Origin of the sequence: Microbacterium yannicii, from assembly GCF_024055635.1 — a bacterium.
Classification (GTDB): Bacteria; Actinomycetota; Actinomycetes; order Actinomycetales; family Microbacteriaceae; genus Microbacterium; species Microbacterium yannicii.
On the sequence record NZ_JAMXMB010000005.1, the window covers coordinates 1 to 22435 of the forward strand.

Below are 22435 nucleotides of genomic sequence, written 5' to 3' on the forward strand. Positions count from 1 at the left end.
ACCGACTCGCGGCGCGCGCGGGCCGCAGCGACGAGCTCCGTCGCGACGAGCAGGAGATTCTGGTCCTCGTAGTCGTGCTCCGTGACGGGAACGCGGCGCTGCGCCTGCCATGCCGCGAGGACGGTTGCCGCGCGCCGCAGTCCTTCCTCGTCGCGCACGAGACCCGCCCGCTCCCACATCAGCTCCTGCAGCGCCGCGCGGCTGAACGCGGGCGCCTCGTTCGCCGCGTCGTCCCCGGACTCCGCAGTCACGAATTGCGGTCGAACCCCGTCTGGCGGCGCACTTCGTGACGGCGGAGCAGACGACCCCCGCCGCTCAGTGGTCAGGATCCGTGGCTCGAGGGCGGGCGTGGTCGCAGATTCCCACTGCGGAGCAGAGGCGGGTTGGGGCCAGGAAGAGGATGCCGCATCGGCCGCGATCGCGTCGCCCGCGCGGGCGCCGAACACCGCGCCCTCGAGCAGCGAGTTCGAGGCAAGGCGGTTGGCGCCGTGCACGCCGGTGCGGGCGACCTCGCCGACCCCGTACAGCCCGGGCAGCGTGGTGCGGCCGAACAGGTCGGTCGAGACGCCGCCCATCAGGTAGTGCGCGGCCGGTGTGACCGGGATCGGCTCGCGCGCCCAGTCGAGGCCGCGCTCGCGGACGGCGGCGTCGATCGTCGGGAAGCGTCGGCCGAGGAACGCCGCGCGCTCGCCGGCATCCGACGAGTGGATGTGCGTCGCGTCGAGGAGCACCGGGCGCCCGCCCTGGGCGTCCATCTGCCGTGCGATCGCCCGGGCGACGACGTCGCGGGGCGCCAGCTCTCCGTCGGGGTGCATGTCGAAGACGAACCGGCGGCCGTTCTCGTCGACCAGGGTGGCGCCCTCGCCGCGCACAGCCTCCGACACCAGGAAGGACTTTCCCACCGCCATCCCGGCGGCGTCAGCCTTGCCTTCCAACCCGGCGGCGTCAGCCTTGCCTTCCAGCACCGTGGGGTGGAACTGGAAGAACTCGAGATCCGCGACGGCCGCCCCGGCGCGGATCGCCGCGGCGATGCCGTCGCCCGTCGCGACCTCGGGGTTGGTGGAGTGCGCGTACAGCTCGCCCGCGCCGCCGGTGGCCAGCACGATCGCGTCGGCGTGGACGGTCTCGCGGCGGCCGGGCGCGGCATCCGTCTCACCGACGAGCAGTTCCACCCCGGTGACGCGGCCGTCCGCGACGACCAGGTCGATGAGGAACGCGTGCTCGATCACGGTCACGGCGCTGGCGCGCAGCCGCGCGACGAGCGCCTTCTCGATCGCCGTGCCGGTGGCGTCGCCACCCGCATGCAGGATGCGCGGGTATGAGTGTGCCGCCTCGAGACCTTTGACGAATCCGCCGCTCTCGTCGCGGTCGAACGCCACCCCGAGCGCGATGAGCTCGCGGATCCGCTGCGGCCCCTCGTCGACGAGCACACGCACCGCGGCGGGATCGCTGAGTCCCGCGCCTGCCACGAGGGTGTCGTGGACGTGGTCGTCCACCCGGTCGTCTTCGAACATGACACCGGCGATCCCGCCCTGGGCGTAGCGGGTGTTCGCGTGCTCCAGGACGTCCTTGGTCACGAGGGTGACGAGGCAGCCGCGCTCGACGGCGTGGAGGGCCGTCAGCAGCCCCGCGATGCCCGAGCCGATGACGACGGCGCGGGGTGCGGCATCCGTCGGCACGGTCATGACGCGTTCTCCCACGCGGCCGGGGGCGCCGCCGGGGGCTTTGCCGCCAGCATCCGCTCCAATGCCAGGCGTGCCGGGTCGGCGACGTCCTGCGGCACGGTGATGCGGTTGCGCACCTCGCCGTCGGCGAGTCCCTCGAGCACCCACGCCAGGTACCCCGGGTGGATGCGGTACATCGTCGAGCACGGGCACACCACCGGGTCGAGGCAGAAGATCTCGTGCTGCGGGTACTGCGCGGCGAGCCGCTGCACGAGGTTGACCTCGGTGCCGATCGCGAACGTGGTGGGCTCGGTCGCGGCTTCGATCGCCTTGCGGATGTAGTCCGTCGAACCTGACTCGTCGGCCGCGTCCACGACGTCCATCGGGCACTCGGGGTGCACGATGACGCGCACGCCGGGGTGCTCGGCGCGCGCCTTCTCGATCTGCTCGACAGAGAAGCGTCGGTGCACCGAGCAGAAGCCGTGCCAGAGGATGACGCGCGCATCCTCGATGGCGTCGACGGATGCCCCGCCCAGCGGCTTGCGCGGATTCCACATCGGCATCTGCTCGAGGGGCACGCCCATCGCCTTCGCGGTGTTGCGGCCCAGGTGCTGGTCGGGGAAGAAGAGCACGCGGCGGCCGCGCTGGAACGCCCACTCGAGCACGGTCCGCGCGTTCGACGACGTGCAGACGATGCCGCCGTGGCGACCGACGAAGCCCTTGATCGCCGCCGAGGAGTTCATGTACGTGACCGGGATCACCGGCACGAGGCCGTCCGCGTCGACGGCGTCCATGTCGCCGTAGACCTCGGCGAGCTGCTCCCAGCAGTCCTCGACCTGGTCGATGTCGGCCATGTCGGCCATCGAGCAGCCGGCGGCGAGGTTCGGCAGGATCACGGCCTGCTCGGGACGCGACAGCAGATCGGCGGTCTCGGCCATGAAGTGGACGCCGCAGAACACGATGGCCTCGGCATCCGGGTGCTCCAGCGCCGCGTTCGCGAGCTGGAACGAGTCGCCGACGTAGTCGGCGTGCACGACGACCTCTTCGCGCTGGTAGAAGTGGCCGAGCACCACGACCCTGTCGCCGAGCGTCGCCTTGGCGATGCGGATGCGTTCGGCGAGCTCGGGCTCGGACGCCTCGCGGTACTCGCGAGGCAGCTCGCCCTGGCGTGGTGAGCCCGTCGGGATGACGTCGCCCATCGACGAGCCCGGACCGTACCCGGGGCGCGTGTCGAAGTCCCACGGGCCGGCGGCGAGGTCGGTGTTGCAGGTCTCGCCGGTCGATGCGCCCGCGATGATCGCCTGGATCGCGTGATCCACGGATGCATCGAGCTCGGGTCGAGGGCTGAGGGTGATGTTGACGGCAGGCATGTCGGGCGCTCCGTTCGGATGGGTCAGTCGCGGGCGTCGAGCGGGCCGCGGTCGGCGAGCTCGACGTGCTGGTTGTAGCGGTACAGGCGCGCCGGGCGGTGGCTGCCGGTGCGGAAGCGGTCGGTGGGGATGAGGGTGCCGGAGTTCTCGACCTGCCGACGGAAGTTGGCGGGGTCGAGCCGCCGACCGAGGATGGCCTCGTACACCTCTCGCAGATCCGCCAGCGTGAACTCGTCGGCGAGCAGGCCGTGGGCGATGCGGCTGTAGCCGACCTTGTTGCGCAGGCGCCACAGCGCATATTCGACGATCTCGTTGTGATCGAAGGCCAGTCGGGGGAGGGACGCGGCATCGAACCACGAGACGTTCTCGACGGTGCTGTCGGTGATCTCGTCGGCGCGCAACAGGGCCCAGTACACGATCGAGACGACACGGGTGGGGGAGCGATCGACGGCGCCGAAGGCGTACAGCTGCTCCAGATAGCTCGGGGCGAGTCCCGTCGTCTCGCCGAGGGTGCGGGATGCCGCGGCCGCGAGGCCTTCCGTCGCGTCGAGCCAGCCACCGGGCAGCGCCCACTGTCCCTCGTGCGGATCACGCGTTCGTCGCACGAGCGGGAGCACCACCTGCACGGCGTCGCTGCCGGGGAGGCGTCGCAGCGTGAAGATCACGGTGGACACCGCCACGCGGATCGCGTCGGCGGGGGAGGGGACTTCGGGAGCTGTTCTGGTCATAGTGACTCTAACTGTCGATTCGATCATAGTGTCATGACGACCAGAAGCCAAACCGCAGTCGTAACCTCGCGCGTCCGCCCGCATTCCGGACCAACCGTTGTGAAGACGTGACGTACCGGCGGCCCGGGAGGGGTGCGAAGTGGTGCGGTGTTTGTTAGGTTTACGTTCAAACATTTGTTAGGACTCAGTACTAATGAATGCCCCGGGTGCCCTCGCACTCCTCCCTGCAATGTCGCACGAGAGAAAGAACCAACGATGATTCGAAACGCGAAGCGCCGAGCGGCGCTCATCGCCGTGGCCGGGACAGCGATCCTCGGCATCGGCCTGTCGGGCTGCGCCGGTGGTGGCGGCGACGACAGCGGTGAGTCCGACGGACGCACCCTCCGGGTCTGGGCGGGCAGCCAGACGCCGATCGAGGCCAACTTCAACCCGTTCTCGCCGAGTGTGCTGCACGCTGCGCTCGGCCCGATCTACGAGCCGCTGTTCTTCTACAACAAGACGGCCGACGAGGCGCCCGAGCCCATGCTGGGCGAGAGCTTCGAGTACAACGAGGACGGCACCGTCATCACGGTGAAGCTCAAGGACGGCGTGAAGTGGAACGACGGTGAGGACTTCACCGCCGAGGATGCCGCGTTCACGTTCAACTACGAGCCGAACCACCGCGACGGTCTCATCTCGGCGGAGGCGACGGATGACAGCACCGTCGTGCTCACCTACGAGACGCCGCAGTTCACCAACGAGTTCCAGATCCTCGGCACCACGTGGATGCTGCCCGAGCACATCTGGTCCGAGGTCGACGACTACACCACGTTCACCGACGAGGAGCCGGTCGGCACGGGACCGTACGTGGTCGACAAGGTGACGGATGCCTCGTACAGCGTCGTCGCGAACGACGAGTTCCGCGACGAGGGCGTGCCCGCGATCAAGAAGGTGCAGTACATCGGCATCGACGCCAACCAGTCGGCGCAGGACCTGCTGACCGCCGGCGAGCTCGACTGGACCGGGATGTTCGTGCCGAACCCCGACTCGGTCACGTCCAACGGTGTCATCAGCATGCTGAACACGCCGCAGGACCCGACGGTGCTGTACACCTGCTCCAACGCCGAGCTCGGCTGCACCGGCCCGCAGACCGACGTGGCAGTCCGCCAGGCCCTCAACGTCGCGATCGACCGCGCCACGATCAAAGAGAAGGCGTTCGTCGGCCTGACCGGCGACATCTCGCCCACGTTCGCCCTGCTGCCGCGCGACCAGAAGTGGGTCGCCGACCTCGCGAACGAGGTCAGCCCGCAGTCGCCCGACGCCGCGGCCGCCGGTGAGATCCTCGAGGCCGCGGGCTACGCGAAGGGCGGCGACGGCTTCTACGCGAAGGACGGCGCGCCGCTCGAGCTCAGCCTCGTCTCGGTCGACGGCTGGACCGACTACAACGACGCCGCGAAGCTCATCGCCGAGCAGGCGGCGGAGGCCGGCATCAAGGTCAACGCATCGACGGTGCAATGGCAGGAGTTCTCGGACGCCCGCCAGACCGGTCAGTACCAGCTCATCATGGGCGGCGTCATCGGCACCTCGGTCGCCGACCCGTTCCAGATCTACAAGGACTGGTTCACCGGGGAGTCGACCTCGCAGGTCGGCGAGGAGGTCCCGACCGGGCGCTGGAACTTCAGCCGCTACGACAACGCCGTCGTGAACGAGGCCGTCGCCGCGGCGGCCGCCACGAACGACGAGGCCGTCAAGCAGGAGGCGTACGCCGCGGTGCAGGCCGAGATCGTGCGCGACCTGCCGTACATCCCGCTGGTCATCAACGCCACGCAGACGTTCTTCAACACGAAGGACTTCACGGGCTGGCCGACCGAGGAGGACCTGTACGCCTTCCCGCCCGCATGGGGCTCGGTCGCGTCCGGCTACGTCCTCCAGCACCTGGAGCCGGTCAAGTAATGCGGAACCGGGCAGAGGCCGCGGCACGGAGGAGCAGGCCGCAATGAAGTTCTATGCGCGGCGGATCGCGTTCTATGTGGTGACACTGTGGGCGACGATCTCCCTCAACTTCCTCCTGCCGAGGCTTCTGCCCGGTGACCCCGCCGACATCCTCCTCGCGAAGATGCAGCGGGCGGGCGGCGAGCTCAACGAGACCACCGTCCGCAACATCAAGGCCCTGCTCGGTGGCGACTCGTCGTCGATGTGGGAGCAGTACGTCGCGTACTGGGGCCGGATGCTCCAGGGGGACCTGGGCGTGTCGGTCACGAAGTACCCGACGCCGGTGACCGAGCTCATCGCCGCGGCACTGCCGTGGACGGTCATCCTGGTGGGCATCGCCACCGTCATCTCGTTCGTGCTCGGCGTCGGCATCGGCGCCTGGGTGGGCTGGAGACGGGGCACCTGGGTCGATCACCTCGTGCCCTTCACGACGGTGCTGCAGTCCATCCCGTACTTCTGGCTCGCACTCGTGCTGGTCGCCATCTTCTCGGTGGCGCTCGGCGTCTTCCCGATCTTCGGCGGCTACGACGTGTGGGCGTTCCCGGACGGCCCGGAGTGGAGCTGGGACTTCATCGGCAGCGCGATCTACCACGGGTTCCTCCCGGCCCTCACGATCGTGCTGAGCTCGATCGGCGGGTGGCTGCTCGGCATGCGCAACATGATGGTCTCGACCGTGTCGGAGGACTACATCGTCACGGCCGAGGCCAAGGGGCTGAAGCCGATGCGCATCCTCCGCACCTATGCGACGCGCAACGCGGCGATCCCCTCCATCGCGGGCTTCAGCATCTCGCTCGGTTTCGTCGTGGCCGGCTCGATCGTGATGGAGCAGGTGTTCACCTACCCCGGCATCGGCAAGCTCATGATCCAGTCGGTGCAGAACAGCGACTACGCGCTCATGCAGGGCGTGTTCCTCGTGATCACGGTCGCGGTGCTCGCCGCGAACTTCATCATGGACATCGTCTACGGATTCATCGACCCGAGAGCGCGTCACAATGTCTGAGAGGGTCGAAGTGACAGAACCGTCGATCAGCGACCTCGAGAGCGCCCCTGAGACGCTCTCCGACCGCACCATCGACCCCGCCATCGTCGCCCCGGGTGCGCTGATGACCCCGCCCGTCGACGCCGAGGTCGTCGCGGCACGGGACGAAGCGTCCGCCGCTCGCCGCGGCATCCGTCAGCTCCTGCCGCGGATGTCGCTCAAGCTCGCGCTCGGCCTCATCATCGTCGGCGGGATCGTGCTGTTCGGGATCCTCGGGCCGCTGTTCTGCCAGGACCCGATGGATTCCGACAACCCGGCGCTCTCACCTCCGAGCCCGGAGCATCTCCTCGGCACCACGAAGCTGGGCTACGACGTCCTCGCCCAGCTCGCGTGGGGGACCCGAGGCTCCCTCATGGTCGGCATGACCGCGGGTCTCATCGCCCTGGTGCTGTCCATCGTCTTCGGCATCATCGCGGGCTACAAAGGCGGCTGGTGGGACGAGATCCTGTCCCTCTTCACGAACATCATGCTCGTCATCCCGGGACTGCCGCTGGTGATGGTGATCGCCACCTATATCCCGGGACGCAGTTGGATGCTGGTGGCCCTGGTGCTCGGGATCACGGGGTGGGCGGGTTCGGCGGTGGTCCTGCGGGCGCAGGCGCGCTCGCTGCGGTCGCGCGACTACGTCGCTGCCAGCCGGGTGGCGGGAGAGCGGACGACGCGCATCATCCGCGTAGAGATCCTCCCCAACCTGCTGCCGCTCCTCGCCGCACAGTTCCTCTTCGCGATCATCTTCGCCATCCTGGGCGAGGCGGGGCTCTCTTACCTCGGTCTGGGACCCACCGGGTCGATCACGTGGGGCACGATGCTCAACGACGCGCAGACGGGTCAGGCCCTCGGCACCGGCGCCTGGTGGTGGTTCGTTCCGCCCGGGCTCATGATCGCGCTCCTGGGCGCCGGCCTGTCGCTGATCAACTTCTCCATCGACGAGATCATCAACCCCAAGCTGCGTCTCGCACCCGAGAACGCGCGCCGCGTGCGCAAGGCCAAGCGCGCTGGCCGCGGCGTCGAGTCGAGCCGCGTCCTGAACGGAGCCGAAGCATGAACGGCGACGCCGTCCTGACCACGAGGAACGTGTCGATCGAGTACGAGGTCGATCCGCCGGTCAAGGCCGTCCGCGACGTGTCGCTCACCTTGCACCGGGGCGAGATCCTGGGCCTCGCGGGCGAATCCGGCTGCGGCAAGTCCACGCTCGCGTACGGGATCAACCGGCTGCTCAAGCCTCCGGCGCTGATGACCTCCGGCGAGATCGTGTTGCACGACCGCTCCGGCGAGGACATCGACGTCGTGGGCCTCGCGGACGAGGAGCTGCGGCGCTTCCGATGGGACAAGGTCTCGATGGTGTTCCAGGGCGCGATGAACTCGCTGAACCCGGTCATCAACGTCCGCGCCCAGCTCTTCGACGTGTTCACGACGCATCGGCCGGAGATGTCAAAGCGCGAGAAGCAGCAGCGCTGTGAGGAGCTCCTGGAGCTCGTGGGCGTGGACCCGAGCCGCCTGTCGAGCTTCCCCCATGAGCTGTCCGGCGGTATGCGCCAGCGCGTCATGATCGCGATGGCGCTGGCCCTCGACCCCCAGGTCATGATCATGGACGAGCCCACCACCGCGCTCGACGTGGTCGTGCAGCGCGGCATCATCCGCGAGATCATGCGCCTGCGGGAACGGCTCGGGTTCGCCGTGATCTTCATCACGCACGACCTGCCGATGCTGATCGAGATCAGCGACCGCATCGCCGTCATGCTGCAGGGCGAGATCGTGGAACTCGGCACCGCGTCCGGGATCTACCGCGATCCGCAGCACGAGTACACCAGGAAGCTGCTGTCGAGCTTCCCGAGCCTGCGCGGCGACAGGGGCGACTTCGTGCGCACCGGCACGCACCCCGTTTCGGCGACGCCGGCCCCGGCGGCCGGCGCCGTCCCGCTCGAAGAAGGAGCCGCATGAGCGCCCAGCCACCCACCGCGTCCGGGCCTCGCACGCTCGAAGCGCGGAACCTCGTCAAGGACTTCCGCCTCCGCAGCGGGCTGAGCTTCTCCACCCTCCACGCGGTGAAGGACGTCTCGTTCACCATCGAGGCAGGGCGCACGATCGCGCTGGTCGGGGAGTCCGGCTCGGGCAAGTCCACCATCGCGAAGATGCTGGCGCGGCTCGAGAACCCGACGAGCGGGCAGATCCTGCTCGACGGCGCACCGACCGGCAACCGCGGCCGGGAGGTCGCGTCCTATCGCGGTGACGTGCAGATGGTCTTCCAGGACCCGTTCGCGTCACTGAATCCCTTTCACTCCATCGAGCATCACCTCGAGCGCCCACTGCGCATCCACAATCCCGGAATGAGCAAGGCGGAGGTGCGCCGGCGCGTGCTCGAGCTGCTGGACCGGGTGCGCCTCACGCCGACCGACAAGATGGCCGAGCGCCGCCCTCACGAGCTGTCGGGCGGTCAGCGCCAGCGCGTCGCGATCGCGCGGGCGCTGGCGCCCGGGGCGCAGTTCATCATCGCCGACGAGCCCGTCTCGATGCTCGACGTGTCGATCCGCCTGGGCGTGCTGAACCTGCTGGCGCAGCTGCAGCGCGAAGACCACCTCGGAGTGCTCTACATCACCCATGACCTCGCGACCGCGCGGCACTTCTCCGACGAGATCCTGGTGATGTTCCGGGGCGACATCGTCGAGCGAGGGCCCGCCGACACCGTCATCCTCGACCCCCAGCACGAGTACACGCGGACGCTGCTCGGGGCCGCTCCCGATCCCGAGAACCAGGGGATGCTGCGCGACGAGGTGCGCAGGGAGCTGGCGGCGAAGCAGCCCTGACACGCCGCCTTCGCCCGCCCGCCGACACGCCGGGCGGCGTCGACGGGGTCGTTCTCCCAGGCTGGGTGCGTAGCCTGTCGAGACGGATCCTGAGGCGTGGAGGAGGTGGGATGGTCGTCGTCGACGTGGTGATCGTCCTGCTCCTCATCGCCGCCTGCATCGCCGGTGTCCAGCGCGGCTTCTTCGCCAGCATCGGCACGTTCGCCGGCATCGCCGCGGGCGCATTCGCGGCCTTCTGGCTCACACCGCTCGTGAGCGGGTGGGTGCCATCGCCCGTCTGGCGTGGCCCGGCCGTGATCGTCGCCGCCATCGGACTCGTCTTCGCCGGGGCGGCGATCGGCGCGGCCATCGGATCGGCGCTGCGCTCCGGTGCCGACCGGCTCAAGCTCCGCGGCGTCGAGCGCTTCCTCGGCGGCATCGCCTCGGTGCTCGCCGCCCTCCTCGCGCTCGCCTTCGTCGCTCCCGCGATCGCCGTCGCCGGCATCCCCGTCGTCTCGTCCGCCGTCGCCTCGTCGAACATCCTCCGCGGGATCGAGGCGGCCACCCCCGACCCCGTCGCGGCCGCGCTGGCACAGCTGCGCGGTGCAGTGCTCGACGACAGCCTGCCGGGCCTCGGCCAGTTGCTCGGGCCCGCGACCGTCGATCCCGCGCCCCCGGTAGCCCTGGACGACCCCGAGCTGCAGCGGGCCGCGGCATCCGTCGCCCGCGTCTCGGGAAATGCCTACGCCTGTGGGCGGGGATCGGCTGGGAGCGGATTCGTCATCGCCGAGGACCGGGTGGTCACGAACGCCCACGTCCTCGCAGGCGTCGACACCCCGATCGTCGAACTGCCGGGCGTGGCGGCGCGCGAGGGGCGTGTCGTCTACTTCGACCCGATCGACGACCTCGCGGTGATCGCCGTCGACGATCTCGGCGCCGACGCCCTGCCGTTTTCGCCGACCCTCGCCGCCGGCGACGCGGCGGCCGTGCAGGGCTACCCCTACGGCGGGCCGTTCACCATGGTGACGGCCGGGGTGGAGTCGGTGGGGACGGCGCAGGTGCCGGACGTCTACGACGAGTCCTCGAACCCGCGTGAGATCTACGCTCTCGACGCGGTGGTGCGTCCCGGCAACTCCGGGGGCCCGCTGCTGACTGACGACGGCGCCGTGGCGGGCGTCGTCTTCGCACGCGCCGAGAACGACGAGAACCTCGGCTATGCGATGACCATGGCCGAACTCGACCCGGTGATCGCCCGCGCGCCGTCGCTCTCGAACATCGTGTCGACCGGGTCCTGCGTCGGCTGACCGTCAGTCGACGAAATCGGGGGGCGCGATCGCGATCAGCGCCTGTGCGAGCTCTTCGGGCGATCGGTCGTCGTCGTTGTCGAGCCACCACGACAGCACGCCGATGAGGCCCGCGCCCATGTAGCGCGCCGTGATCTCGGGATCGGCATGCAGCGTCTCGCGTGTCCGCAGCGTGACCAGCGCCTGCTCCGCGAAGGCCGCGGTGACCGAGCGGGCGAAATCGTCGCCACGTGCGAGGAGCGCACCGTACGTGTCGCGGCGCTCGGCGACGAACGCAGCGATCTCGGCGATGACCCGTCGGTTCACCTCGCTCTTGGGCAGTCCCTCGCGCACCTCTGACCGGGCGAGTGCCACCACCGCAGCGTTGAACTCCGTCAGGGCGACTGCCGCGAGGTCATCCGCTCCGGCGAAGTGCGCGTAGAAAGAGGAGCGCGTGACGCCTGCGCGCCGTACCACCTCTGTCACCGTGACGGGGTGGCGGGGGTCTTCGTCCAGGATCTGGCGGTAGGCCCGCACGAGTCTTTCGCGGGTCTTGACGACGCGGGCGTCGTCGCTGTCCACTCTGCGGGTCCGCAGACCGTCCTGCTTGGATTCGGCCTTCACGAGTCCAACCTACTGAGGCTATGCCTGGGGGCGGGTCGGCCGTGCCGGCCCGCCCCCAGAGGATCACGCCGGGCGGTACGTCGGGCGCAGCGGCGGAGGCACGGTGCCCTCCGGAATCGGCCGGTCGTACGGCGTCTTGGCGACGATGCCGTCGAACTCGGCCCGCGCCTCCGCCAGCAGCGCCGGGTCGGTGAGCAGTTCCAGTGCGGTCGCAGCCATGGCCGTTGCGCCGTGGATCATCCCCTTGTGGGCCGCGGCGCTCTTCCCCTGGGCAACCATCTGCCATGAGTGCCCAGGAGTGCCCAGGGCGGCGGTGCCCGCCACGATCTGGACTGTCGGGGTAACCCAGCTCACATCTCCCACGTCGGTCGAACCCGTCATCTGGAAGCGGTGGATGGGATCGACGAGCGGCAGGACGCCGTCGAAGTAGGGAGGTGCGTCGTCGGGGAGCGCGCGCATGCTCCGCGCGAACTCGAGTGACCCTTCCGGGAACCCGCGCGTGATCCGGCGGCCGTACTCCTGGTCATCGTCGTCGAACGGGACTCCGCCGATCTCCTGCACGTTCGCGTAGAGGCGCTCCTCGAGCGTCCGGTTGGGGAGCAGCTCGGCGCAGGCGCCGTCGAATTCGATCTCGACCTCGGTCTCGGTCATGAGCGCCGCTCCCTGTGCGACTTTCTTCACACGCTCGTACAGCTTGCGCATACGCGCGACCGTGGGGGAGCGCACGATGTAGTACAGCTCTGCGGTCGGCTGCACCACGTTCGCGGACGGGCCGCCCGCGTCGATGAAGGCGTAGTGGATGCGGTCACTGTCGTCCATATGCTCGCGCAGGAAGTTCACGCCCACGTTCATGAGCTCCGCAGCGTCGAGCGCGCTGCGTCCGAGTTGGGGCATGCCGCCCGCGTGCGCGGCGACCCCGCGGAAACGGAAGTACGCCTGCGTGTACGCGAGCGACTTCCACTGGTCCGCCGACATCGCGTCACCGGGGTGGTTCGTCACGGCGGCATCCACGTCGTCGAAAGCTCCCGCCGCAACCATGAACGTCTTGCCCGCAGCGCCCTCCTCGGCCGGGCAGCCGTAGTAGCGCACCGTCCCCGGCAGAGCGGAAGCCTCGAGGTGCTGTGCGACCGCGATCGCCGCGAGCAGTGAACCCGTGCCGAGCAGGTTGTGCCCGCAGCCGTGACCCGCGTCCGTGCCGCTGTCGGTATCGGGCATTCGCTCAGCTGCGCCGGCCGCCTGGCTGAGCGAGGCCAGCGCGTCGTACTCGCCGAGGAAGCCGATGATCGGAGAGCCCGCGCCCCACTCGGCCGAGAACGCGGTCGGCACGCCGCCGACTGCCCTCGTGATGCGTCCTCCGAACTCTTCGGCCGCTTGGATCTGCTTCGCCATGGAGCGGTGCTCTTCCCACCGCAGTTCGGGATGGTCCCAGATCTCGTCGCTCAGCCGCGTGAATCTCGGCGCGAGCGCATCCACGATCGGCTTCACCGCCGTGACGGAGGTCTTGGTGTCCGTTTCCACAGTCGTCATCACTGTGCCTTTCTCTCGAGGTGGTCGAAGGCCTGCGTCGTCACGAGATGTCCTCCAGCGCCGGGTCCTCGACGACCGGGCCGGACGTCTTGCGGCCCGGCAGGAGAAGAGCCAGCAAGATGGTCGCGACGACGGAGATCGCGATTCCGAACAACGCGACGACCGGGAACAGCGGCGTCAGCACGAGCTGGACGACGAGGCCGACCGCGATCGCGATGATGAGGATGCGCGGCTGAGGGTTGCTGGCGATCATCTGGACGATGATTCCCCCCATGACGGCCGGAAGAACGAATGTCTGGATGGACGTGACGATCTCGGGCGGGATGGCGTTGAGCAGGAGTGTGCCGAGGACGCCGACGAAGATGAGGAGGCTCAACAGGTGGGTCATGGCGGCGCCGCAGATCGCCAGAACTGCGGCGAGCTGGCCGCGCCGGGTCTCGGGCTTGGCGCCGATCGTCGACTGGGCCACGACCGCGGCAGGGAGGAGCTTGTTGGCGATGTTCCCGATCATGAAGGCCTGGTACATGCTCGCCGGTCCCAGGATCGGGAAGTACGACAGCGGCTCGATGAACCAGAGGGCGCCGAAGGCCACCGCGATGGCCAGTACGCCTGTGACGACGGCGACCGGCTGCACGCCCAGCTGCGCGGCGACGATGCCAGGGCCCGTGATCATGATGATCATCGCGAGGATCATCGTGATCCGGCCCCAGCGCGAGGTCGTCTTGTCGAAGGCCGCCCAGGCCGCGGTGCCGGTGTCAGTGGTGGCGATGGAATCGGTCACGTTGTTCTCTCCTGTGGTGCGATTCGTGGCGCTCATGCGATGCCTGCGCCGCTGACGAGGATTCCGACGACGATGCCGACGACCAGGGAGATGCCCAACCCCCACTCCCTCAGCCACGATTGCCGAGCCGCCTTGGCTATCCACAGACAGACGAGCATCGCCAGGGCGCTCGCGAGCACGACGATGGTGGCGGCGAGGCCCTTCTGGAACTGCTGGATCGCGAACGTACCGAACGCGCCGAGCAGGGCCGCGGTGGGGATGATGGCCATTGCGGCGGCGGTGCGAGCCGTTCCCCCGGACTCGAGCCGCCGCGTGCCGCGCTTGAGCAGCGGGGTCGCGATGAGGGTCACGAGCATCCACCCCGCTCCCGCGAGCGCGATGCAGAGCAGGACGGTGGCGAAGACGGCCTGGGTGTAGCCCTCGCCACCCAGGGTCGCACCCTGGGTGCCCGCGGCGATGCCGGCGGCAGCGACATCGAAGGCCGCGGAGCCGATCAGGCCGATACGGGTGAGCACGCCGGGCGTGCCGAAAACGCTGATGAGCGTGATCGCGATGAGCGCGACCGCCATCGACGGGCCGATCGCCGCGACGGCGCCGGCGCGGAATGAGCTCTTCACCTCACCGCCCGACATTCCCACGGCCGGCGCCGCCCTGCGGACGGCGAGGAAGTAGATCACAGTCTGCGCCGCGATGACGGCGAACACCCCCGCGACGCACAACCAGAGGATGGGTTGATCCGCGGCGGCGAGGATATCCGTCGAATCGGGATCGAGGGTCGTTGGGACCAGGCTCATCATGAGCTCCTTCGAGGGCTTGCGGATGTGCAGGGGGCTCCCTCATCGGAGCCCTCTGGTTTCCCCTCTGTCCTTGAGCCTGAGAGTGTCGCGCTGAGCGCTTCCCCTTCGGCGGGCCGTATCGGCCGCTCTCCAGAGTTCCCCAGTCGCCGGGTCCTTGATGCCTGAGAGATTGGCGGGTGCTTGCCCCTTCGGCGTCCGCATGAGCGGAACTCTCCCCGGCGACTGTGCGGGCGTCAAGCCGCGGGGTGTGCGGCCGACGTTGGTGCGTGTGAAGTTGGTAGATCCATAATGGACAGTGTCCGATTACGGCACGAGACCTGAAGTGTTACAGGTTTGTGAAGGCGTCACAAGAGCCGATTCTCGGTCGCTCTCGCGGAGTTGACAGTGGTCCGCGCTTCTGCGTAGGCTCGCCGGGCAATCGAACAACGGACCGACGATCGTCTCGGGAGAATGCCGCAGCGCGGCTGCCGTAGGAGCAACTCCTCCCCGGAATCTCTCAGGCTCAAGTACCGAGACGGTGTGGTCACTCTGAAAAGCGGTGCCCGACAGGGCGCCCGCCGGCGGGGCAAGCGCAGCGCGCGAAATCTCTCAGGCCCATCACAGAGGGGGAGGAACTCACCACATCCGCAGTGCCTGCAGAGACCGGAGTTCCCCATGTCCCATGTCCTCGCGACCGTCGAAACGCTCCCCGAATCGCTCAACGCCCCCCTCAGCGTTCTCGATCCCGTCGTCGCCGCCGCGATCGACCGCGAGCTGCAGCGTCAGCGCCGCGGCCTCGAGATGATCGCATCCGAGAACCACGCGCCGCTCGCCGTGATGCAGGCCCAGGGATCGGTGCTGACGAACAAGTACGCCGAGGGCTACCCCGGGCGCCGCTACTACGGGGGTTGCGAATTCGTCGACGTCGTCGAGACGCTGGCGATCGAGCGGGCGAAGAAGGTCTTCGGTGCGGCGTACGCCAACGTGCAGCCCCACTCCGGTGCGCAGGCGAACGCGGCCGCGATGCACGCCCTCATCCAGCCGGGCGACACCATCCTCGGCCTCGACCTGGCGCACGGCGGTCATCTCACCCACGGCATGCGCCTGAACTACAGCGGGCGGCTGTACAACGTGGTCTCGTATCACGTTCGCGACGGCGTGATCGACATGGCGGAGGTCGCGGAGCTCGCCCGGCTGCACCGGCCGCGGTTGATCATCGCCGGCTGGTCGGCGCACACGCGGGTGATCGACGCCGCCGCGTTCCGCGCCATCGCCGACGACGTCGACGCGTACCTGCTCGTCGACATGTCGCACTTCGCAGGCCTCGTGGCCGCCGGCATCCATCCCTCTCCGGTCCCGCACGCGCACGTCGTCACCACCACGACCCACAAGACGCTCGCGGGACCCCGCGGCGGGCTGATCCTCTCGAGCGATGCGGCGCTGACCAAGAAGCTCGACTCCGCCGTGTTCCCCGGTCAGCAGGGCGGCCCGCTCGAACACGTCATCGCCGCCAAGGCGGTGAGCTTCGCGCTCGCGGCGACTGACGGGTTCCGCGAGCGGCAGCGCCGGACGGTCGCGGGTGCGCGCATCCTCGCCGAACGGCTGTCGGAGCGGGATTGCGTCGCTGCGGGCATCGCCCTGGTCGGTGGGGGCACCGACGTGCACCTGGTCCTCGTCGATCTGCGCGAGAGTGTCCTGAACGGCCGCGAGGCCGAGGACCGGCTCGAGAGCATCGGCATCACGGTGAATCGCAACGCCGTGCCCGACGACCCGCGTCCGCCGCTGGTGACGAGCGGACTGCGCATCGGCACGCCGGCCCTCGCCACGCGAGGCTTCGGAGTCGAGGCGTTCACGGAAGTGGCAGACATCATCGCCCGCGCTCTCGTAGCCCCGGGCGATGCAGACCTCAGCGGGCTCGCTGCGCGCGTGCAGCACCTGGTGGATCAGCATCCGCTCTACCCGGGCCAGGCGCCGCTCCTGGGCGAGGCGGCATCATGACCATCGGCGTCTTCGATCTCTTCCGCGTGGGCATCGGGCCGTCGAGCTCCCATACCGTCGGCCCGATGAAAGCCGCCGGCGACTTCGCCGGTCGACTAGATCTGGAACGGGTCGCCTCGCTGGACGTCGAGCTGTTCGGCTCGCTGGCGGCAACCGGACGCGGCCATGGGACGCTGACCGCGGTGCTGCTGGGGCTGGACGGCGTCGATCCTGAGACGGTGCTTCCCGACGAGGTCGAGGCACGCCGGGACCGGATCGAACGCGACGGTCGCGTGCGCGTGGGCGGGATCCGCGCGGTGCCCTTCGCCGAAGGTGACATCCGGCTGTCGCCGCGCACCGTAATGCCCGGTCACAGCAACGCGATGCGCCTTCGCGCGGCCGACTCGGCCGGCGCCGTCGTGGACGAGGCGGTCTACTACTCGATCGGCGGCGGCTTCATCGTCCGCGAGGGTGAGCCCGGTCCCGGCGCGGGCGAGGTCGCGGCGGCGCCGTTGCCGTTCGAGACCGCCGCGCAGCTGCTCGCCCACTGCGACCGAGAGAGCGCACCGATGTCCGAGGTGATGTTCCGCAACGAGCTGGCCACGCGCAGCGCCGCTGAGATCCGCGAAGGCATCCTTCATCTCGCGGGGGTCATGGAGGCCTGCGTCGCCGCCAGCGTGGCGCGCGACGGTGTGCTGCCCGGAGGCCTCCGCGTCCAGCGGCGTGCACCCAAGTGGCACGCGCGCCTGCGCGCCGAGGATCCGGAGCGGAGCGACCCCCGGCTCTGGCAGGAGTGGGTGAACTTCGTCGCGCTCGCCGTGAACGAAGAGAACGCCTCGGGCGGCCGTGTCGTCACAGCGCCCACCAACGGCGCAGCCGGAATCGTTCCGGCCGTCCTCTCCTACGCCCTGCACCACGCCGATCTGAGGCCGGCCCGCAGCCGCGAGGAGATCATCGTTCCGTTTCTTCTGACGGCCGCGGCCATCGGGGTACTGTTCAAGATGCGGGCTTCCATCTCGGGTGCTGAGGTCGGGTGCCAGGGTGAGGTGGGTTCGGCGTCGTCGATGGCAGCGGGCGCACTCGCCGAGATCCTCGGGGGGACCCCGCGCCAAGCGCAGAACGCCGCGGAGATCGCCATGGAGCACAGTCTCGGTCTGACCTGCGACCCGATCGCGGGCCTCGTGCAGATCCCCTGCATCGAGCGGAACGCCATCGCCGCTGCCAAGGCGATCAATGCCGCCAAGATGGCGCTGTGGGGCGACGGGCACCATTACGTCTCTCTCGACCAAGTGATCTCGACGATGCGCGAGACGGGGCGAGACATGAGCATCAAGTACAAGGAGACCGCGCTCGGCGGTCTCGCCGTGAACGTCGTCGAGTGTTGAGGAGACGAGAGATTGCCCCCTGAGAACCTTCCCGCGGCGCCCGAGCGCCATACGGTCCTGCACGACCGCCACGAGACCCTCGGCGCGTCGTTCACCGACTTCGGCGGCTGGCTCATGCCCGTGCGCTACAGCTCCGACCTCGCCGAGCACCACGCGGTGCGGACGGCGGCCGGACTCTTCGACATCTCGCACATGGCCGAGTTCGCCGTCGACGGGCCGGGGTCCGGCCCATTCCTCGACTACGCGCTGGCCGGCGCGCTCTCTCCGATGCGCGTGGGCAAGGCGAAGTACTCGCTGGTGCTGGACGAGTCAGGCGGCATCGTCGACGACGTCATCGTGTACCGCATCGCCGAGCACCGCTTCCTCGTGATCGCCAACGCGGGCAACCGCGAGGCCGTCGCGCGCGCGTTCGCCGCCCGCATCGACGGGTTCGAGGCGGAGCTCGACGACCACACCGACGACATGTCGTTGATCGCCGTGCAGGGCCCCGTCGCCCGTGCTGTCGTGGAAGCGACGGACGGCATCGCCGATGTGACGCCGTCGTTCGCAGACCTCGGGTACTACGCGTGGTCGTCTGGCTCGTTCGACGACGCGCCACTGTTCGCGGCCCGCACCGGGTACACCGGAGAGGACGGCTTCGAGCTGTTGGTCCCCAACGCGGTCGCCCCGGCGCTCTGGGATGCGCTGCTCGCCGCCGGCGCACCGCTCGGACTCGTTCCCGCGGGTCTCGCCGCGCGCGACACGCTGCGCCTGGAGGCCGGGATGCCGCTCTACGGCCACGAGCTCTCGCGCGACATCGTGCCGGCACAGGCCGGCCTCGGCCGCGTCGTGGCGGTCGACAAGGACGACTTCGTCGGCAAGGCGGGGCTCGCGGCGGTCGTGACGCCCGACGCCCCGGTGCTCGTCGGTCTCGTCTCGGAGGGCCGGCGCGCAGGTCGCGCCGGCTACGCCGTGTTCGATGCCGCCGACGCCGACACCCCGGTCGGCGAGATCACCAGCGGTGCGCTCAGCCCGACGCTGGGGCATCCCATCGCCATGGCGTTCGTCTCGCCGGAGGCGAGCGCCCCCGGCACCCCGCTCTTCATCGACGTGCGGGGGACCCGTATCCCCGCGACCGTGACCGCCCTGCCCTTCTACCGGAGGAACTCATGACCGACCTCACCACCCTCAAGTACACCGCCGAGCACGAGTGGGTCGCCCTCGACGGCGACACCGCGACCGTCGGCATCACGTCCTACGCCGCCGACAAGCTCGGCGACGTCGTGTTCGTCGAGCTGCCCGCCGTGGGCAGCGCGGTCACCGCGGCCACCGTCGTCGGCGAGATCGAGTCCACCAAGTCCGTCGGCGAGCTCTACGCGCCCCTGACGGGCGAGGTCGTGGAGGTCAACGACGCCGTCGTCGACGACCCGTCGCTCGTGAACGCCGACCCGTTCGGGGCAGGCTGGCTCGTCAAGCTCACCGTCGACCCGGCGACCGTCGCCGAGCTGCTCGACCGCGACGCGTACATCTCGCTCACGGGTGGCGCCGAATGACGGGCCTGTTCGTCGATCGTCACATCGGAACGGATGCCGCAGCCCAGCGCACGATGCTCGACGCCCTGGGCTACGACAGCGTCGATTCCCTCGTGCAGGCGGCGGTTCCGGCATCCATCCATGCGAAGCCGCGCCCGGAGGGGAGCCCCGCACAGACGACCGACATCCCGCCCGCCGCGACCGAGGCAGAGGCGCTCGCCGAGCTGCGCGAGCTGGCCTCGCAGAACCGCACCGCCCGCCCGATGATCGGCCTCGGCTACTACGACACGCTCACGCCGTCGGTCATCGCGCGCAACGTGCTCGAGGACCCGTCCTGGTACACCGCGTACACCCCGTACCAGCCCGAGATCTCCCAGGGGCGCCTGGAGGCGCTCATCAACTTCCAGACCATGGTGACCGACCTCACCGGGCTCACGACCGCGAACGCGTCGATGCTCGACGAGTCGACGGCCGTCGTCGAGGGCATGCTCGTCGCCCGGCGCGGCTCGAAGTCGCCGTCGAACGTCTTCGTGATCGACGCCGACACCCTGCCGCAGACGAAGGCGCTGCTCGCCCACCGCGCGGCGGCGGTCGGCATCGAGCTCGTGGAGCTCGACCTCGCCCACGGAGCGACGCTGCCCGATGAGCTCTTCGGTGCGTTGATCCAGTACCCGGGCGCCTCGGGCCATATCTGGGACCCGTCCGGCGTCGTCGACGCCGCCCATGTCGCGGGTGCACTCGTGGTGGCGGCTGCCGACTTGCTCGCGCTCACCCTGCTGCGCTCGCCCGGCTCGTTCGGGGCGGACGTCGCGGTCGGCACGACCCAGCGCTTCGGCGTGCCCCTCGGCTTCGGCGGACCCCACGCCGGCTACATGGCCGTGCGCCAGGGGCTCGAGCGCCAGCTGCCCGGACGCCTCGTGGGTGTCTCGCAGGACACCGCGGGCCACCCCGCGTACCGCCTTGCGCTGCAGACGCGCGAGCAGCACATCCGCCGCGAGAAGGCGACCTCGAACATCTGCACGTCGCAGGTGCTGCTGGCCGTCATGGCCTCGATGTACGCCGTGTACCACGGCCCCGACGGGCTGCGCGCGATCGCCACCGACGTCGCGAAGAAGACCGAGGCGCTCGCCGCCCGGCTGCGCTCGTACGGCCTGTCGCTGCGCTCCGACGCGTTCTTCGACACCATCCGCGTCGCGACGCCGGGCGCCTCTCGCCGCGTGATCGAGCGCGCCCGCGAACGCGGCTACCAGCTCTTCTGGGCGGACGACGCGACGGTCGGCGTCTCCGTCGACGAGACGACCACCGCCGACGACCTCGCGGCCGTGGCCTGGGCCTTCGGGCTGCCCGAGAACGAGTTCCTCGGTGCGGGCGAGCAGGGCGAGCGCACGCTGCCGTTCACGGATGCCGCGCCGCTGGCCGGGGTGCCTTCGGGGCTGCGCCGCGTCGAGGAGTTCCTCACCCATCCGGTGTTCAACACGCACCGGTCCGAGACGGCGATGATGCGCTACCTCAAGCAGCTCTCGGACCGGGACTACGCCCTGGACCGCGGCATGATCCCGCTGGGCTCGTGCACCATGAAGCTCAACGCGGCGACCGAGATGGCGGCGGTGTCGTGGCCGGAGTTCTCGCGCGTGCACCCGTTCGCGCCCGAGGCCGACGTGCACGGCTACCTCGCGCTGATCGAGCAGCTCGAGGTCTGGCTCGCCGAGGTCACCGGCTACGACGCGGTCTCTCTGCAGCCCAACGCCGGCTCGCAGGGCGAGCTCGCCGGACTCATGGCGATCCGCGGCTACCACCGCGCCAACGGCGATCAAGGGCGCACGGTGTGCCTCATCCCGTCGTCGGCGCACGGCACGAACGCCGCGTCCGCCGTGCTCGCCGGCATGCGGGTGGTCGTCGTGGCCTGCGACGACGCCGGCAACGTCGACCTCGACGATCTGCGCGCGAAGATCGCGGCGCACGCCGACGAGCTGGCCGCCCTGATGATCACGTACCCGTCGACGCACGGCGTGTACGAGCACGACGTGCTCGACATCACGCAGGCCGTGCACGACGCGGGCGGACAGGTGTACATCGACGGCGCGAACCTCAACGCGCTCCTCGGCTACGCCAGGTTCGGCGACCTGGGGGGCGACGTCTCGCACCTGAACCTCCACAAGACCTTCGCGATCCCGCACGGCGGCGGCGGACCGGGCGTCGGTCCGGTCGCTGCGAAGGCTCATCTCGCACCTTTCCTGCCGTCGCATCCGTTCTCGCAGCGGCGGGATCACGCGGGCGGCGTCTTCGACGGCGGACCCATCTCGGCCGCACCCCACGGGTCGGCCGGCATCCTGCCGATCTCCTGGGCGTACGTGCGGATGATGGGTGCCGAGGGGCTGCGCGATGCCACCGCGGCCGCCGTGCTCGCGGCCAACTACATCGCCGTGCGCCTGCGCGGGCACTACCCGGTGCTCTACACGGGCGAGGACGGCCTCGTCGCACACGAGTGCATCCTCGACCTGCGACCGCTGCGCGAGGCGACCGGGATCACGGTCGACGACGTCGCCAAACGGCTCATCGACTACGGCTTCCACGCCCCGACGATGTCGTTCCCGGTCGCGGGAACGCTCATGGTCGAGCCGACCGAGTCGGAGGACCTCGGCGAGATCGAGCGCTTCATCGAAGCCATGATCGCGATCAAGGCCGAGGCCGAGCGCGTCGCGTCGGGGGAGTGGCCCGCCGACGACAACCCTCTCGTGAACGCGCCCCACACGGCCGAGGCCGTCGTGGTCGGCGAGTGGACGCATCCCTACTCCCGAGAGACGGCCGTGTACCCCGTCCCCACGCAGATCCGCACGAAGTACTGGCCCCCGGTCCGCCGGATCGACCAGGCGTACGGCGATCGCAACCTCGTCTGCGCCTGCCCGCCCATCGAGGCCTTCGCCTGACGGCCGGTGGAGACGGGATGCCGGTGCCCCCGGCATCCCGTCGCCCTCCGGTTCGCGAGCCCGCCCGGTCCGCGAGGGTGCAGTTGACG

Annotated in this window: 18 protein-coding genes and 3 riboswitches; of the genes, 11 read left to right on the forward strand and 7 right to left on the reverse strand. The window is 69.6% G+C overall.

Annotated features, from left to right (window positions below; genetic code table 11):
- The 3 genes from nadB to NCG93_RS01340 all read right to left on the reverse strand — a co-directional run.
- A partial coding sequence (gene nadB / locus NCG93_RS01330; RefSeq protein ID WP_252787399.1) for an L-aspartate oxidase occupies window positions 1–1685 on the reverse strand: 1685 nt, incomplete at its 3' end.
- Window positions 1682–3034 carry a quinolinate synthase NadA gene (nadA, locus tag NCG93_RS01335; protein ID WP_194413635.1) on the reverse strand — a complete coding sequence of 451 codons (1353 nt, stop codon included), beginning with the start codon at window positions 3032–3034 and terminating at the stop codon, window positions 1682–1684. The genes nadA and nadB, both read right to left, overlap by 4 nt.
- A gap of 23 nt (window positions 3035–3057) precedes the next feature.
- Window positions 3058–3762 carry an NUDIX hydrolase gene (locus tag NCG93_RS01340; RefSeq protein WP_194413636.1) on the reverse strand — a complete coding sequence of 235 codons (705 nt, stop codon included), beginning with the start codon at window positions 3760–3762 and terminating at the stop codon, window positions 3058–3060.
- A 255-nt stretch (window positions 3763–4017) separates the two neighbouring features.
- Between NCG93_RS01340 and NCG93_RS01345 the strand changes: the two genes are divergently transcribed.
- From NCG93_RS01345 to NCG93_RS01370, 6 genes are all read left to right on the forward strand, one after another.
- Complete coding sequence (locus NCG93_RS01345; RefSeq protein ID WP_194413637.1) at window positions 4018–5694, forward strand: ABC transporter substrate-binding protein; 1677 nt, start codon at window positions 4018–4020, stop codon at window positions 5692–5694.
- A gap of 43 nt (window positions 5695–5737) precedes the next feature.
- Window positions 5738–6733, forward strand: coding sequence for an ABC transporter permease (locus tag NCG93_RS01350; protein ID WP_194413638.1), 996 nt, complete (start codon window positions 5738–5740; stop codon window positions 6731–6733).
- A 10-nt stretch (window positions 6734–6743) separates the two neighbouring features.
- The gene (locus NCG93_RS01355) at window positions 6744–7817 is read left to right on the forward strand and encodes an ABC transporter permease (RefSeq protein WP_372495929.1); all 1074 of its coding nucleotides are present in this window, start codon (window positions 6744–6746) and stop codon (window positions 7815–7817) included.
- Window positions 7814–8713 (forward strand): ABC transporter ATP-binding protein, encoded by a 900-nt coding sequence (locus NCG93_RS01360; protein ID WP_194413639.1) that lies wholly within the window; start codon window positions 7814–7816, stop codon window positions 8711–8713. The genes NCG93_RS01355 and NCG93_RS01360 overlap by 4 nt, the downstream gene beginning before the upstream one ends.
- The gene (locus tag NCG93_RS01365; RefSeq protein WP_194413640.1) at window positions 8710–9576 is read left to right on the forward strand and encodes an ABC transporter ATP-binding protein; all 867 of its coding nucleotides are present in this window, start codon (window positions 8710–8712) and stop codon (window positions 9574–9576) included. Before NCG93_RS01360 ends, NCG93_RS01365 begins: the two co-directional genes overlap by 4 nt.
- Before the next feature lie 110 nt (window positions 9577–9686).
- A complete protein-coding gene (locus tag NCG93_RS01370; protein WP_194413641.1) occupies window positions 9687–10859 on the forward strand; it encodes a MarP family serine protease in 1173 nt (390 codons plus the stop codon).
- A gap of 3 nt (window positions 10860–10862) precedes the next feature.
- On the opposite strand, the gene NCG93_RS01375 is transcribed toward NCG93_RS01370, so the two are convergent.
- The 4 genes from NCG93_RS01375 to NCG93_RS01390 form a co-directional block, all read right to left on the reverse strand.
- Entirely contained in the window at window positions 10863–11462 is a 600-nt protein-coding gene (locus tag NCG93_RS01375; protein WP_194413642.1) for a TetR/AcrR family transcriptional regulator, read from the reverse strand.
- A 63-nt stretch (window positions 11463–11525) separates the two neighbouring features.
- Window positions 11526–12989: a M20 family metallopeptidase gene (locus NCG93_RS01380; RefSeq protein ID WP_194413643.1), complete on the reverse strand. Its 1464-nt coding sequence runs from the start codon at window positions 12987–12989 to the stop codon at window positions 11526–11528.
- A gap of 40 nt (window positions 12990–13029) precedes the next feature.
- On the reverse strand, window positions 13030–13770 hold the full coding sequence (locus NCG93_RS01385) for a hypothetical protein (RefSeq protein ID WP_252787400.1): 741 nt from the start codon (window positions 13768–13770) through the stop codon (window positions 13030–13032).
- Between the two features lie 32 nt (window positions 13771–13802).
- Complete coding sequence (locus NCG93_RS01390) at window positions 13803–14564, reverse strand: DUF5058 family protein (RefSeq protein WP_194413644.1); 762 nt, start codon at window positions 14562–14564, stop codon at window positions 13803–13805.
- Between the two features lie 141 nt (window positions 14565–14705).
- Window positions 14706–14794, reverse strand: a riboswitch (glycine riboswitch).
- A gap of 206 nt (window positions 14795–15000) precedes the next feature.
- Window positions 15001–15089: riboswitch (glycine riboswitch) on the forward strand.
- Window positions 15090–15180, forward strand: a riboswitch (glycine riboswitch).
- A gap of 41 nt (window positions 15181–15221) precedes the next feature.
- On the opposite strand from NCG93_RS01390, the gene glyA reads away from it, so the two are divergent.
- Genes glyA through gcvP form a run of 5 tightly spaced genes read left to right on the forward strand, consistent with a single transcriptional unit; the run spans window position 15222 to window position 22346 of the window.
- The gene (glyA, locus tag NCG93_RS01395) at window positions 15222–16544 is read left to right on the forward strand and encodes a serine hydroxymethyltransferase (RefSeq protein WP_194413645.1); all 1323 of its coding nucleotides are present in this window, start codon (window positions 15222–15224) and stop codon (window positions 16542–16544) included.
- Entirely contained in the window at window positions 16541–17908 is a 1368-nt protein-coding gene (locus NCG93_RS01400; RefSeq protein WP_194413646.1) for an L-serine ammonia-lyase, read from the forward strand. Before glyA ends, NCG93_RS01400 begins: the two co-directional genes overlap by 4 nt.
- A gap of 12 nt (window positions 17909–17920) precedes the next feature.
- Window positions 17921–19060 carry a glycine cleavage system aminomethyltransferase GcvT gene (gene gcvT / locus NCG93_RS01405; RefSeq protein ID WP_194413647.1) on the forward strand — a complete coding sequence of 380 codons (1140 nt, stop codon included), beginning with the start codon at window positions 17921–17923 and terminating at the stop codon, window positions 19058–19060.
- A complete protein-coding gene (gene gcvH / locus NCG93_RS01410) occupies window positions 19057–19440 on the forward strand; it encodes a glycine cleavage system protein GcvH (protein WP_194413648.1) in 384 nt (127 codons plus the stop codon). The genes gcvT and gcvH overlap by 4 nt, the downstream gene beginning before the upstream one ends.
- Window positions 19437–22346: an aminomethyl-transferring glycine dehydrogenase gene (gene gcvP / locus NCG93_RS01415; RefSeq protein WP_194413649.1), complete on the forward strand. Its 2910-nt coding sequence runs from the start codon at window positions 19437–19439 to the stop codon at window positions 22344–22346. The genes gcvH and gcvP overlap by 4 nt, the downstream gene beginning before the upstream one ends.
- Window positions 22347–22435 lie beyond the last annotated feature (89 nt).

Excerpts from the sequence above, each read along its gene's own strand:
- NCG93_RS01350 (WP_194413638.1), top strand. The coding sequence starts at position 5,738 with ATGAAGTTCTATGCGCGGCGGATCGCGTTCTATGTGGTGACACTGTGG.
- NCG93_RS01340 (WP_194413636.1), bottom strand. The coding sequence starts at position 3,762 with ATGACCAGAACAGCTCCCGAAGTCCCCTCCCCCGCCGACGCGATCCGC.
- NCG93_RS01400 (WP_194413646.1), top strand. The coding sequence starts at position 16,541 with ATGACCATCGGCGTCTTCGATCTCTTCCGCGTGGGCATCGGGCCGTCG.
- NCG93_RS01390 (WP_194413644.1), bottom strand. The coding sequence starts at position 14,564 with ATGAGCCTGGTCCCAACGACCCTCGATCCCGATTCGACGGATATCCTC.
- gcvH (WP_194413648.1), top strand. The coding sequence starts at position 19,057 with ATGACCGACCTCACCACCCTCAAGTACACCGCCGAGCACGAGTGGGTC.
- NCG93_RS01380 (WP_194413643.1), bottom strand. The coding sequence starts at position 12,989 with ATGACGACTGTGGAAACGGACACCAAGACCTCCGTCACGGCGGTGAAG.
- NCG93_RS01365 (WP_194413640.1), top strand. The coding sequence starts at position 8,710 with ATGAGCGCCCAGCCACCCACCGCGTCCGGGCCTCGCACGCTCGAAGCG.
- nadA (WP_194413635.1), bottom strand. The coding sequence starts at position 3,034 with ATGCCTGCCGTCAACATCACCCTCAGCCCTCGACCCGAGCTCGATGCA.
- glyA (WP_194413645.1), top strand. The coding sequence starts at position 15,222 with ATGTCCCATGTCCTCGCGACCGTCGAAACGCTCCCCGAATCGCTCAAC.
- NCG93_RS01370 (WP_194413641.1), top strand. The coding sequence starts at position 9,687 with ATGGTCGTCGTCGACGTGGTGATCGTCCTGCTCCTCATCGCCGCCTGC.
- NCG93_RS01345 (WP_194413637.1), top strand. The coding sequence starts at position 4,018 with ATGATTCGAAACGCGAAGCGCCGAGCGGCGCTCATCGCCGTGGCCGGG.
- gcvP (WP_194413649.1), top strand. The coding sequence starts at position 19,437 with ATGACGGGCCTGTTCGTCGATCGTCACATCGGAACGGATGCCGCAGCC.
- NCG93_RS01360 (WP_194413639.1), top strand. The coding sequence starts at position 7,814 with ATGAACGGCGACGCCGTCCTGACCACGAGGAACGTGTCGATCGAGTAC.